Source organism: Asticcacaulis sp. P2_C5 (genome assembly GCF_056404555.1).
Genome location: NZ_JBFUDU010000011.1, coordinates 18,561 through 30,855, shown reverse-complemented (window position 1 = coordinate 30,855; position 12,295 = coordinate 18,561). Strand labels below are relative to the sequence as shown.

The following is a 12,295-nucleotide window of genomic DNA, read 5'->3' as shown; positions in this document are numbered from 1 at the left end:
GGGATAGGCTGCGCCTCGATAGAGGGGTGATATGGCAGGCTTATGGCAGGTGATTTGGCGGCGGTGGTGGTGGCGTCTGGCGATTGGGCTTCTTATGGTGCCGGTCGTCCTGACCCTGGTGTTTATTGTGGCATCTGTTTTGATCAGCCTGCTTTTAAATGAGCTTTCCAGTTTGGACGGCATGATGACACCGGCGTTCCTGACCGGCGCCGTCCTCATCGAATTGGCCCTGAGCGTGCCGTTGTGGATCACCATGGAGGTCGGCAATGCGCGCCGTCGCCGTCCCCTGCCGATCGGTCTGACGGCGGCATGGATTGGTATCTTCGGCGCATTCCTGATGGGCTTTATAGTCGCCGCCAGCCAGGCCGGACAATGGCTGACTGAAGCGCTGATTAGCCTGGCGATCGTTATCATCTCGTATGTGATGGCCATCATCCTCGGCTGGCTGGCCATATCGCCCTTTGTGCGCCGGTGGCTTATCGCGGCGGGCCGAAAACAGGACGCAGCGGAGGCGTTCTGATGGAAAAATACTGGCGGAAAATCTGGGTTCGTGGCCTTGTCGCGCTGGGTCTCGCGGTCGTAGCGCAGTTGCTGGTGACCCTGAGCCACTTTACCTTCGTCTGGGGTGGTGGCTATCTTGGCGATGCCGGTGTGCTCGACTTTGCCGGTGGTGCTGTCGTCCATATCAAGGGTTTGGCGCAGCTGTCGATCGCTGCCGTAATATGGGGCCTGGCCGAATTCGTGGCCTGGCGGACGGGCCGGATACCGCCGCTTGGCAGCTACCTGATCTTTGCGTTGGTATTTACAGTGGTGGCGGCAATGCTGACCGGACTCTATGCCTTTGCAGCGGTGGTGCCGGCATGGCTTTCGGCCGCGGCCTACGACATGTGGCGGAGCAAACGCGTCAGGCCGAAGGTGCCGGACGTTTTCTGATACGCAGAAAGCATTATATTGTCGCAAGACGGCGCCTCAAGAAGTCAGAAACTCTGGGGCGCCCGTGACCCAGGCAAGATACAGCTTTTTGCCGGAAGGTAGATGCAAGGACATAAGTGTTTCCGGCTGAGCCGCCAGATTGAACATTGCAGCAAACGCGGCAAAGTCTGCGAACCAGGCCTTGTCGGGTGAAAACGAATGGACAAGCATCGCGGCTTCATCGGTCTTGAACCGTTCGCTTTCGATTACCGCGGCAGCCGTGCGATGAAGCAGTTGATACCTTATGGTGGCTGGAACTTCGTCAAGTCCCAGGAGGCGGCAAATGTAATCGAGGCGTAGTTTTTTCCCGGCTGACGCATCTTTAAGCCATTCTCCTACAGTCGGCCCAAAGGGTTCGTTCACCTTGCCCTCGATTGTTGCCGCGCAGGTGCGTTCGCCCAGACGCAGCAAGGCAAACAGATCGGATTGGCTTGCGCGATTTCCGCCGGGCAAACGCGTCTTGTGCTCCGGAATACCAAGCAACAGTTCAGCGTCCGCGCCCAGTACGGTCGTGATTTCCGGGGGCAGTCCGCGAGCCGTCTGCCAGCAATATGCCAAGGTTCGCGCAGAGTAACCTGTTGCCCAATGTTTGACCGGGTCTGCCAGCAGGGCGCGCCAGCAGTCGGGGCCGATAGTCGGAATGCAGAACATCAGACCTCCCACCAGCTTATGCGTTCGTCATAGTTCGGCCGGTCGCGTTCCAGCGGCGCTTCCGACGGCGTGCCGAGGAAGATCCAGCCGGCGACGTTTTCCAGCGGGCTTAAGCCCAGCAGGCGCTTGGCGGGCTCGTCATAGGAGTACCAGTCGGTGATCCAGTTGGCGCCGTAACCCAGGGCGCCGGCCGCAATGAGCAGGGTCTGGCACACCGCAGCTGCCGACAACTGTTGTTCCCACAGCGGAATTTTGTGCGGCAGGATGGGGGAGGAAACCACCAGCAGGGCTTCGGGCGGAATGGACAGTTTTTGCAATGCGCCGACCGCCTTGCCCGGTTCCGGCTGGTCTTTTGCCAGGACGGTCAGCTTTTCGACCAGGGCCGACTTGGTCTCGGGCGTAAAGCGGACGATGCGCCATGGCCCGATCTTGCCGTGGTCCGGCACACGCAATCCGATGCGAATCAGCAGGTCCATCTCGTCGGCGGATGGCGCCGGCGCATGCAGGGTCGGGGCAGGCGCGCTGCGGCGAAAATATAGCGCCTCCAGCACCTCGGGTGAGGCTTTTTGCGGCAGCGGCTGACCGAATTCGGGGGGCGTCAGTTCGGAAAGGGAAAGGGGCATGGACTATCCTGAGATCAGCGTCTATCTGCGTTCATCTGCGGCTTCAGATATCTGTTGGTGGAAGGCAATTCAATGGCTGACGACAACAACCTGCCACCATGGGATGACGAGGCGGCTGCGGCGGGGCGCGCGAAATGGCGCAGCCTGCGTCATGAGATCGTCTTCCAAAATCCGTGGATACGTATCGAAAGCCACGATGTCGTGGCGCCGACCGGGCGCGAATGCCACTACGGCGTTGTGCGCTTTGCCAATCTGGCGGTCGGCGTTTTGCCTCTGTTCGACGACGGAACCGTCGCCCTGGTAGGCCAGGCTCGTTTTGCGCTCGGCACCTTCAGTTGGGAGATGCCGGAAGGTGGCGTGCCGCATGGCGAGGCACCGCTGGACGGCGCCAAGCGTGAATTGCGTGAGGAAACCGGCCTGACCGCCGATACCTGGCAGGAGATACTGCGCTTCGATATGTCGAACTCGGTGACCGATGAGGTCGCGGTTCTCTACCTGGCAATGGGCCTGCAAGCCGGCGAAACCGAACCCGACGAGACCGAAAACCTGGTTCCTGCGCGCGTTCCCTTTTCGCAACTGCTCAAATCTGTTATTATGGGTCAGGTTCGCGATGGCTTAACCGTTGCAAGTGTATTGCGTGTCTACCATATGGCGGTAAGCGGCGAATTGCCGCCCCATCTGGCGGAAGCAGTTTTGAGGTAAGAGCATGGCTCAGGTTTTTGAGGTCATTTCGCCGGACGACAAGCCGATCTGGCTTAACCTGCGCCAGGAAGCCGCCGATACCCTGGCGGCCGAGCCCGGCCTGGCCTCGCTGCTGCACTCGACTATTCTGTCGCACGACGACCTGTCGTCAGCCCTGTCCTATCATATCGCGCGCAAACTGTCGGACGACACCCTGCGCGGCATGACCCTGCGCGAACTGGCGCAAAAGGCCTATGCCGCCGATCCGTCGCTGGTCGAATATGCGAAGGCCGACCTGCAGGCTGTCTATGAGCGCGACCCGGCGGCGCGCGGCTATCTCCAGGCCTTTATGTTCTTCAAGGGCTTCCTGTCGCTGCAGATCTATCGCGTCTCGCACTGGCTGTGGCAGGAGGGCCGCCACACCATGGCGCACTTCCTGCAGAGTCGCGTGTCGGAGCTTTTCCAGATCGATATCAATCCGGCGGCGCGCATCGGCAAGGGCGTGTTTCTCGACCATGGCACTGGCATCGTTATCGGTGAGACAGCCGTGGTCGGCGACGACTGCTCGATCCTGCAGGGCGTGACGCTCGGCGGTACCGGCGCCGAACGCGGCGACCGCCACCCCAAGATCGGCCGCGGCGTCCTGCTGGGCGCGGGTGCCAATGTATTGGGCAATATCCAGATCGGCGACTATGCCAAGATCGCCTCGGGTTCGGTCGTGCTGAAGCCCGTTCCGGCGCATTGTACGGCGGCCGGTGTGCCGGCGCGTCTGGTCAATTGCAAGACCTGCGAAGATCCGGCCCGGCAGATGGACCACACCATGCCGGATCTCGATCTCGACTATTCGATCTGATTTTCGGGCAGTTCGGGCACGGTTTCGGCCTTAGGTAAGGCTTTACACAGATGTCACCGATTAACACAGATATCAGGGTTGGCTTGCCAGCCCTGCTGACTTGGGCTGCCTGAAAGCGCGAAGCGCCATCCTAAAATCTGTGTTAATCGGTGCCATCTGTGTAAAAATCCTTCCAAACCCGTAGCTAGTCATTTGCCGTGCAATGTGTGGATAAGCGGGCATTGGGGTTTGCGCCGCCAGGCCTTGACGGCTAAGGCACTGTCACAGAAAAGTTTATCCCCGCCCGCGCGATTTGCAGGTATGTTGCCCGCCATAGCCGGGGGCGACTTGGGATGGAGCTCCGCAAAATTCAAAGAGGCACGACAATGACTCCAGGCGAAATCACCAAGGTTCAGGATTATCTCTTCAGCATCTTCAAGACCAAGGGCCTCGAGCTCAAGGCGCGCAAGCAGAAGGACTCGGCCGAGGTCTTTATCGGCGAGGAGTTTGTCGGCGTGGTCTATGTCGACGAGGACGAGGAAGGTTCGTATATGTTCGAAATGGCCATCCTCAAGGAAGACCTCTGAAACAGAAAAAAGCTCCCGACCGGGAGCTTTTTTTAGCTTAGTACATATCAGCCTTGGCCTTGCTGCGGCGTCGTGACACCGGCTCGACGTCAGGGGGCGGTGGCGTTCTTCCGCGGCGTTCATCATCAGCGGCCTTGCGCTCTTCCTTTTCGGCCTTGCGCGAATTCCAGCGCGACAGCTCGTCGCCCAGGGCTGAGACCAGTTCCGCCATGATCGACAGAAACTGCGGGAAGCGCGTCGCCACGAAACCGCCGGCGACTGCTGTGATCGCCGCCAGGAAGGGCGAATGGGGCGACATGGTTTCGATCATCTTCGACAGGGCGCCGACCGGTGACGACGCGAAGGCCTCATCGAACATCTTCTGGTGCCTGGACCGCTTGTCGTCCGGTGAGACCATCTTGACGACGAGATAGATGATGACGGGCAGCATAAAGGCAGCGCCAATGGCCAATGGCCCCCATATCGGCCCGAGCAGGGAGGTCGCCCAGCTATAGATGCCGAAACTGATCCATATAAGGCCGATAATGGCCGCGGCCAGCATCAGGATGTAGCCGATCAGGGATTGTTTAAGTGCCTCGATCTGATGGCTGATATTGAACATGCCCGGTCTCCGAAATCGTTGGCACAAGTCTAGTCGGCGGCCTTATAAAGGCACAATAGGTTTAAGGCTATCTTGCCGGGGTCTTAAAGTGGTCGCGCAATTTAACCGAAAAGTGCTGCACACTTTGTCGGATTGCGCTTGGTTCATGAGGTCGATGTGTTGTTTTTAAAGGCCATTTGGCATTCGCTGAGCGTGGTGGCAACTGGCCTGTTCTGGTTGATGGTCATTCTGTTTACCCTGGGCGGCATAACTCAGCTGGGCCTGCAACCCCTTGCCGGGCAGATTACCTTGGGCTTTGTCGCGGCCATTGTTCTGGCGCGTATCCTGTTGGTGCCGAAGTTTCTAAAAGCTCAAGTATTTAACATCATCGGCTGCTGCGCTTTTTTTGCCCTGGTCGCTGTTCTGATGGCGACGGGACTGACCGGTCTGGCGTAGATCAGGCTTCCGCGTCTGTTTAGGCGGTTTCGCTCAGGGCGCCGCGAATCGTCTCCACAATGCGATCGATCTGCGCCTCCTCGATGATCAGCGGCGGCGACAGGGCGATGATATCGCCGGTGACGCGGATCATCACACCCTTGTCGAAACAGCGGTCGAAGACCTCAAGCGCGCGTGTGGTCGGCGCACCCGGCCTTGATTCAAGCTCGATACCGCCGATCAGGCCAAGATTGCGGATATCGATGACATGGCGGGCGTCCTTCAGGGAATGGACGGCCTGTTGCCAGGAGGGCGCCATGGCGGCGGCGCGGTTGAACAGGTCGTCTTCCTGATAGACCTCCAGAGTCGCGATGCCGGCGGCGCAAGCCAGGGGATGGCCGGAATAGGTGTAGCCGTGGAAGAATTCGATCGGCGTATCCGAACACTGCATAAAGGTGTCATGGATGCGCGTGGAAACCGCGACCGCCCCCATCGGCACGGCGGCGTTGGTGATCCCCTTGGCCATGCACAATATATCGGGCCGCACACCGAACCAGTCGGCGCCGAAGGCCGCGCCCAGCCGGCCGAAACCGGTAATGACTTCGTCGAAGATCAGCAGGATATCGTGCTTGTCGCAGATGGCGCGTAAGCGTTGCAGGTAACCCTTCGGCGGGATCAGCACGCCGGTCGATCCGGCGACGGGCTCGACGATGACGGCAGCGATCGTTGAGGCATCGTGCAGGGCGATGATTCGTTCCAGGTTGTCGGCCAGGTCGGCGCCGTGTTCCGGTTCGCCCTTGGCGAACAGATTGCCGTCGACGCCGTGGGTATGGGGCATGTGATCAACCCCAGTCAACAGGCTGCCGAAATACATGCGGTTGCGGACGATGCCGCCGACCGAAATGCCGCCAAAGCCTGTTCCGTGATAGGCGCGTTCGCGACCGATCAGCCGGGTCTTCGCGGCATGGCCGCGGTTTCGCTGATAGGCGAGGGCGATCTTCAACGCCGTATCGGCCGATTCCGAACCGGAATTGGTGTAGAAGACGCGTTTCAGATCATAGGGCAGGATGTCGGCCAGGCGGTTGGCGAATTCGAAGGCTAAGGGGTGCGCCATGTTGAAGGTCGGCGCGAAATCCATCTGCGCCGCCTGTTTCTGGATGGCTTCGGTGATTTTCGTACGCCCATGACCGGCATTGACGCACCACAGCCCCGCCACCGCGTCCAGGACCTCGCGGCCGTCGGCATCGACATAATACATGCCTTTGGCCGAGGTCAGCAGTTTCGGCTTTGCCTTGAAGGCCCGATTGGGCGTAAATGGCATCCAGAAATTATCCAGTACAGGCGCGTTCATTGTGGTTCTCTTATCGGCGGTTGCGCCAATAATGTGATCACATTGAAGGCCTCGATACAAGTCCCAAGTGGACGTAACCAGGTGAATGTAAAGAGTATGGTTGTTGTGAATCTCGCACAGGGAACCGGCGATGGCCCGAACGATATCAAGGTCCATGATCAGGTCTATGAGGCCCTGGCCGAGGCCCTGATCCAGGGCCAGATCCCGCCGTTGAAACCAGTGTCCCTGCGCACTCTGGCGCAGATGCTGGGCGTGTCGCCCATGCCGGTGCGCGAGGCCGTGCGCCGCCTGATCGCTGAAAAGGCGCTGGAGCTGCAGCCGTCGAACAAGCGGTTGCGCGTGCCCGACCTGACCGAAAAGCGCGTCCGTCAACTCATGAAGGCGCGAGACTGGGTCGAGCCCGAACTGGCGGCCCTGGCGGCTGCCCATATGACGCGTGACGGCATCAAGCGTTTGCGCGACGATGACGCCAAGCTGATGGAAGCCCTGCACAAGGGCGATGTTTCCGGCTATATGCAGGCTAACCAGGATTTCCACTTCAGCATCTATGGCCGGGCGGATGCCGACCTGTTCTACGATATGGCGCGGACGCTGTGGCTCCAGGTCGGACCCTTTATGCGCGTCGTGTTCGGACGGCTGGGCACGGTCCATCTGCCCAAGGATCACCATCAGGACATGATTGCAGCCTTCGAGGCGGGCGATGCCGACGCGGCGCGCGCTTCCATGGCGGCGGATATCCACGAAGGCATGGAATTGATGCTCGACGTCATCAAGGCGCGGACCGAGCCGGAGCCCAAGCGCAAGCGGGTTGGAAAATAGTTCGCGGCATCGCGATATTGTGCGGCAATCTTGTGCTTGCCGCCCTTGACTTGCGGCATGGCGCCGGTGTGTAATTGTGATCACAATTCCGGAGTTTCCCATGCCGATCTCGCCGCCGCAAACCCAGGCCTCCTCGCTCGACGGCGTATTGGCGGCCGTTAACGCCCTGGCCAAGCCCGACAAGGCGCTGATCGAAGGCGTCGAGGTCGCATCCAATTCCGGCAGGACCTTCGATAACAGGTCGTCGCGCGATGGAACCCTGATCAATCGCATTGCCGCCTGCGACGCCGCCGATGTCGACCGCGCCGTCAAATCGGCGCGGGCGGCGTTCGAGGATGGACGCTGGCGCAATCTTGCGCCAAAAGCCAAGAAAAAGATCCTGCATCGCCTCGCCGACCTGATGAGCGAGCACGCCGAAAACCTGGCCCTGCTGGAAAGCCTCGACACCGGCAAGTCGATCTCCGATGCGCGCGGGGTCGATATTCCGCTCGCCATCCAGAGTACGCGCTACTATGCCGAGGCGGTCGACAAGGTCTATGGCGAGGTCGCGCCGACACCGTCCGATCGCCTGTCCTATGTCGTCCATGAACCGCTGGGCGTTATCGGCGCCATCGTGCCGTGGAACTTCCCGCTGCATATGGCGATGTGGAAGGTGGCGCCGGCCCTGGCCATGGGTAACAGCATCGTCCTGAAGCCGGCCGAGTTGTCATCGATGACCGCGCTCTATACGGCGCAGCTGGCGTTGGAAGCTGGCGTGCCGCCCGGCGTATGGAATGTCATTACCGGCCTGGGCCACGAAGCCGGCGACGCCCTGGCGCGGCATATGGATGTCGACATGATCGCCTTCACCGGCTCGGGTCCAGTCGGACGGATGCTGATGCGGGCGTCTGCCGACAGCAACCTCAAGCGCGTGTCGCTGGAACTGGGTGGCAAGTCGCCGCAGATCGTCTTTGCCGACAGCGACGATCTGGACGGCGCGGCCAGCAACGCGGCCTGGGGTGTTTTCTACAATCAGGGCCAGGTCTGTACAGCCGCGTCGCGCCTTCTGGTCGAGGCCTCGATCAAGGATGCCTTTGTCGAGAAGGTCGTCGCCGTCGCAAAAGCGATCAGGGTCGGCGATCCGTTCGATCCGGCGACGCAGTTCGGCGCCATGATATCACCCCGCCAGATGCATACCGCGTTAGAATATCTCGAGCGCGGCCAGGCCGAAGGCGGGCGCTTGCTGATGGGCGGGCAGCAGGTCCACGCCGACAGCGGCGGGTCCTATGTCCAGCCGAGTATCCTCGACAATATCAACCCGGACAATGTCCTGGCCCAGGAAGAGGTATTCGGGCCGGTGTTATCGGTTTTGACCTTCAAGGACGAAGCCGAGGCCTATAAAATCGCCAATGACACCATCTACGGCCTGGCGTCGGGCGTATGGACGTCCAATATAAATCGGGCCATGCGGGCAGCGAAGGCGTTGAAGGCGGGTCTGGTTTGGGTCAATGGCTGGGACGCCTGCGATATCACCTCGCCGTTCGGTGGGGTTAAGCAGTCAGGCTTCGGTCGCGACCGTTCGCTGCACGCATTGTACAAGTACGCCGACCTGAAAGCGGTCTCGATAAGTTTCAAAGCGTAGTTGTGTCTTTGAGGGCTTCTGTTTCTTTTGCCCGCCCCATTTATGGGGAGGGTGGCGCGAAGCGCCGGGCGGGGCACTTAACAACGTCCTAAACTGCGCCAATCCAAAAAGGCATTCCTTATGAATCTCAGCGACTCCCACCGCACCCTTCTCGGCGATCTCATCTTCATGGAACAAGCGTCGGACCGTTTTGCCGTGGTCAATCCCGCGACCGGGAAGCCTTTGTGCTATGTCCAGGCACAGGGTAGTGCCGAAACGACCGCTGCCATTGCTGCTGCCCACGCCGCGTTTCCTGCCTGGTCGAAACTCACCGCTAAGGCGCGCTCGATCCTTCTTAAAAAATGGAATGACCTGGTCATGGCCCATGCCGAGGACATGGCCATGCTGGTCACTCTGGAGCAGGGACGGCCGATTAAGGAAACGCGCGGCGAGGTGGCCTATGGCGCGTCCTTCCTGGAGTGGTTTTCCGAAGAGGCCAAGCGCGCCTACGGCCGCACCATTCCAGCGACCATGCCGGGCAAGCACCTGCAGACCATCAAGCAGCCGGTCGGGGTCTGCGCCGCCATTACGCCATGGAACTTCCCGATTTCGATGATCACGCGCAAGGTCGCGCCGGCTTTGGCGGCTGGCTGTACCGTCGTCATCAAGCCGTCGGAGGAAACGCCGCTGTCGGCCCTGGCGCTGTTTGTCCTCGCCAGACAGGCCGGCATTCCCGATGGCGTGATTTCGATTATCACCTCCGTGCGCGCGGCCGAGGTTGGCGCGGTCATGACGTCCGATCCGCGGGTCAAGAAGCTGTCCTTTACCGGCTCGACCCCGGTCGGCAAACTGCTCTACGCCCAATGTGCGCCGACCATGAAGAAGGTGTCGATGGAGTTGGGCGGCAATGCGCCGTTTATCGTCTTTGACGACGCCGATATCGACGCCGCCATCGAAGGCGTCATGATCTCGAAATACCGTAATTCCGGCCAGACCTGTGTCTGTGCCAACCGCATCCTGGTCCAGGATGGTATTTACGACCGCTTCGCCTCTGCCCTGGCCGAGAAGGTCAAGGCAATGAAGCTGGAACCCGGCTGGTTGGAGGATGCGTCGCTTGGGCCGCTGATCAACCAGAAGGCCATCGACAAGGTCCAGAGCCTGGTCGACGACGCTGTGGCTCATGGCGCCCATGTCGTGACCGGCGGCCATGTCGACGCCCAGGGACCGCTATTCTACCAGGGCAGTATCCTGACCGATGTGACGGCAGATATGGAAATCTTCTCGACCGAGATCTTCGGGCCGGTGGCGCCATTGTTCCGCTTTTCCAGTGAAGACGAGGCGATACGCCTGGCCAATGACACGCCGTTCGGCCTGGCTGCCTATGCCTATACGCGCGATATCGGCCGCGCCATGCGCGTTGCGGCGAAACTGGAATACGGCATGGTCGGCATGAACGATGGTCTGATCTCGACCGAGGTCACGCCGTTCGGCGGCGTCAAGGAATCGGGCATCGGCCGTGAAGGCGCCATCGAGGGCATGGAGGAGTATCTGAATATCAAATACATCTCCTATGGCAATCTGGGGGATCTGTGAACTTTTGCAGAAGCGCCCCCTCCGTCGGCTTCGCCGACACCTCCCCCGTAACGCTTCGCTACGGTGGAGGACTGCTTTCTTTTGAGTCCATCGCGGTAGAGACGCGTTGTGGGAAGGCCCAGTTTTCCCGGTCGTACGGGCGGTCAAAGTCGTGGCAGGCAGAAAATAAGCCAGTCCTCCACCGCTTGCGGGGGAGGTGTCGGCGAAGCCGACGGAGGGGGTACTCTTGACCTCACTTCAAATATTCATTTCCGAACAACGAGAACTGTTTGCCGAGGCCCACCCAACCAGCAAAACCTTGTCGGAAAAGGCCTCGGCCTGGCGCGCCGGTGTCCCCATGCATTGGATGCGCGACTGGGCGACGCCATTTCCGATCTATGTGAAGTCCGCTCAAGGCGCGACCCTGACCGATGTCGATGGTCACGATTACGACGATTTCTGCCTGGGCGATACCCCGTCGATGTTCGGTCATGCGCGCCCGGAACTGGCCGCTTCCATCGTCGATCAGGCAGGTCAGGGCGTCGGCTTTATGCTGCCGACCGAGACCGCCAATGCGGTCGGTCATCTCCTGCAACAACGCTTCAATCTCGACCAATGGCAGGTCGCCACCACGGCGTCGGACGCCAATCGCGCGGTCATTCGCTGGGCACGGGAGATTACCAGACGTGACAAGATCCTGGTCTTCGATGGCTGCTATCACGGCATGGTCGATGACTGTTTCGTTGCTCTTTACGACGGCCAAGCCGCCAACAAAAATGGATTGATTGGCCAGGTCCACGACCAGACCCAGACCACGACCGTCATCCCGTTCAACGATCTGCGCGCCCTCGAGTCCGCCCTGGCTGAAAACGATATTGCCGCTGTACTGGCCGAGCCCGTCATGACCAACTGCGGCATGATCCAGCCTGTTTCCGGTTTCCTGGAAGCCTTGCGCGCCCTGACGCGTAAACATGGCACGCTGCTGATCTATGACGAAACCCATACCCTGAGCAGCGGCCCATCGGGCTACTGCGGGCTGCATAACCTAGAACCCGACATATTCGTTGTCGGCAAGGCCATTGCCGGCGGTATTCCCGCCGCCGTCTGGGGCGTCACAGCCGAGGTCGCCGCTCGCATGGATGAGGCCCAGGCGCGGATCGGACCCGGCCAGTCCGGCATCGGCACGACCCTGTCCGGCAATGCCCTTGTCATGCGCGCCATCCATACGGTCCTGACCGAAATCGCCACGCCGCAGGCTTTTGACCATATGCTGGCCGGGGCTGAACATCTGGTCGCCGGTCTCAATGCCGTTATCGCCCGCCATGGCCTGCCATGGTGCACGGTCCATGTCGGAGCGCGCGCTGAACTGATCTTCGCAGCCGAGCCACCGCAGACAGCCGCCGCCATGCGCACGGTGCTCGATCACGACCTTTTGGAAGCCTTCCATCTGTTTTTGATCAACCAGGGCGTCCTGATCGCGCCGTTCCACAACATGATGCTCATTTCGCCGCAGACCGAGACTCAGGCTATCGACCGGCTTATCGCCGCGGTCGACGCCTTCGCGGCCATTTACAGGACCTTGATATGACTCT

General features: G+C 60.3%; 14 protein-coding genes. 10 read left to right on the top strand and 4 right to left on the bottom strand.

The window, feature by feature from the left end; genetic code table 11:
- Positions 1–31 precede the first annotated feature (31 nt).
- Positions 32–520 (top strand): hypothetical protein, encoded by a 489-nt coding sequence (locus AC1DXO_RS18860; RefSeq protein WP_476979727.1) that lies wholly within the window; start codon positions 32–34, stop codon positions 518–520.
- Positions 520–933 (top strand): hypothetical protein, encoded by a 414-nt coding sequence (locus tag AC1DXO_RS18855; protein ID WP_476979726.1) that lies wholly within the window; start codon positions 520–522, stop codon positions 931–933. The genes AC1DXO_RS18860 and AC1DXO_RS18855 overlap by 1 nt, the downstream gene beginning before the upstream one ends.
- A 36-nt stretch (positions 934–969) precedes the next feature.
- Here AC1DXO_RS18855 and AC1DXO_RS18850 read toward each other — a convergent pair whose 3' ends face one another.
- Both AC1DXO_RS18850 and AC1DXO_RS18845 read right to left on the bottom strand, forming a co-directional pair.
- Entirely contained in the window at positions 970–1,623 is a 654-nt protein-coding gene (locus AC1DXO_RS18850; protein ID WP_476979725.1) for a DUF6946 family protein, read from the bottom strand.
- The gene (locus AC1DXO_RS18845) at positions 1,623–2,246 is read right to left on the bottom strand and encodes a nitroreductase family protein (RefSeq protein ID WP_476979724.1); all 624 of its coding nucleotides are present in this window, start codon (positions 2,244–2,246) and stop codon (positions 1,623–1,625) included. Before AC1DXO_RS18845 ends, AC1DXO_RS18850 begins: the two co-directional genes overlap by 1 nt.
- A 72-nt stretch (positions 2,247–2,318) precedes the next feature.
- On the opposite strand from AC1DXO_RS18845, the gene AC1DXO_RS18840 reads away from it, so the two are divergent.
- The 3 genes from AC1DXO_RS18840 to AC1DXO_RS18830 all read left to right on the top strand — a co-directional run bounded on the left by AC1DXO_RS18840 (position 2,319) and on the right by AC1DXO_RS18830 (position 4,346).
- Positions 2,319–2,948: an NUDIX domain-containing protein gene (locus AC1DXO_RS18840; protein WP_476979723.1), complete on the top strand. Its 630-nt coding sequence runs from the start codon at positions 2,319–2,321 to the stop codon at positions 2,946–2,948.
- Positions 2,949–2,952: 4 nt separating this feature from the next.
- The gene (gene cysE / locus AC1DXO_RS18835; protein WP_476979722.1) at positions 2,953–3,780 is read left to right on the top strand and encodes a serine O-acetyltransferase; all 828 of its coding nucleotides are present in this window, start codon (positions 2,953–2,955) and stop codon (positions 3,778–3,780) included.
- A 365-nt stretch (positions 3,781–4,145) separates the two neighbouring features.
- The gene (locus AC1DXO_RS18830; protein ID WP_476979721.1) at positions 4,146–4,346 is read left to right on the top strand and encodes a DUF3126 family protein; all 201 of its coding nucleotides are present in this window, start codon (positions 4,146–4,148) and stop codon (positions 4,344–4,346) included.
- A 37-nt stretch (positions 4,347–4,383) separates the two neighbouring features.
- Here the strand turns inward: AC1DXO_RS18830 and AC1DXO_RS18825 are convergent, their stop codons facing one another.
- A complete protein-coding gene (locus AC1DXO_RS18825) occupies positions 4,384–4,947 on the bottom strand; it encodes a hypothetical protein (RefSeq protein ID WP_476979720.1) in 564 nt (187 codons plus the stop codon).
- Positions 4,948–5,103: 156 nt separating this feature from the next.
- Here AC1DXO_RS18825 and AC1DXO_RS18820 point away from each other — a divergent pair, with 156 nt between their 5' ends.
- Complete coding sequence (locus AC1DXO_RS18820) at positions 5,104–5,382, top strand: hypothetical protein (protein ID WP_476979719.1); 279 nt, start codon at positions 5,104–5,106, stop codon at positions 5,380–5,382.
- Between the two features lie 19 nt (positions 5,383–5,401).
- On the opposite strand, the gene aptA is transcribed toward AC1DXO_RS18820, so the two are convergent.
- Positions 5,402–6,712 (bottom strand): omega-aminotransferase AptA, encoded by a 1,311-nt coding sequence (gene aptA, locus AC1DXO_RS18815; RefSeq protein WP_476979718.1) that lies wholly within the window; start codon positions 6,710–6,712, stop codon positions 5,402–5,404.
- 96 nt (positions 6,713–6,808) lie between these two features.
- Here aptA and AC1DXO_RS18810 point away from each other — a divergent pair, with 96 nt between their 5' ends.
- The 4 genes from AC1DXO_RS18810 to AC1DXO_RS18795 all read left to right on the top strand — a co-directional run bounded on the left by AC1DXO_RS18810 (position 6,809) and on the right by AC1DXO_RS18795 (position 12,291).
- Positions 6,809–7,531, top strand: coding sequence for a GntR family transcriptional regulator (locus AC1DXO_RS18810; RefSeq protein ID WP_476979717.1), 723 nt, complete (start codon positions 6,809–6,811; stop codon positions 7,529–7,531).
- Positions 7,532–7,631: 100 nt separating this feature from the next.
- Positions 7,632–9,152: an aldehyde dehydrogenase gene (locus AC1DXO_RS18805; RefSeq protein ID WP_476979716.1), complete on the top strand. Its 1,521-nt coding sequence runs from the start codon at positions 7,632–7,634 to the stop codon at positions 9,150–9,152.
- Between the two features lie 120 nt (positions 9,153–9,272).
- On the top strand, positions 9,273–10,724 hold the full coding sequence (locus tag AC1DXO_RS18800; RefSeq protein WP_476979715.1) for an NAD-dependent succinate-semialdehyde dehydrogenase: 1,452 nt from the start codon (positions 9,273–9,275) through the stop codon (positions 10,722–10,724).
- Positions 10,725–10,920: 196 nt separating this feature from the next.
- On the top strand, positions 10,921–12,291 hold the full coding sequence (locus AC1DXO_RS18795) for an aspartate aminotransferase family protein (protein ID WP_476979714.1): 1,371 nt from the start codon (positions 10,921–10,923) through the stop codon (positions 12,289–12,291).
- Positions 12,292–12,295 lie beyond the last annotated feature (4 nt).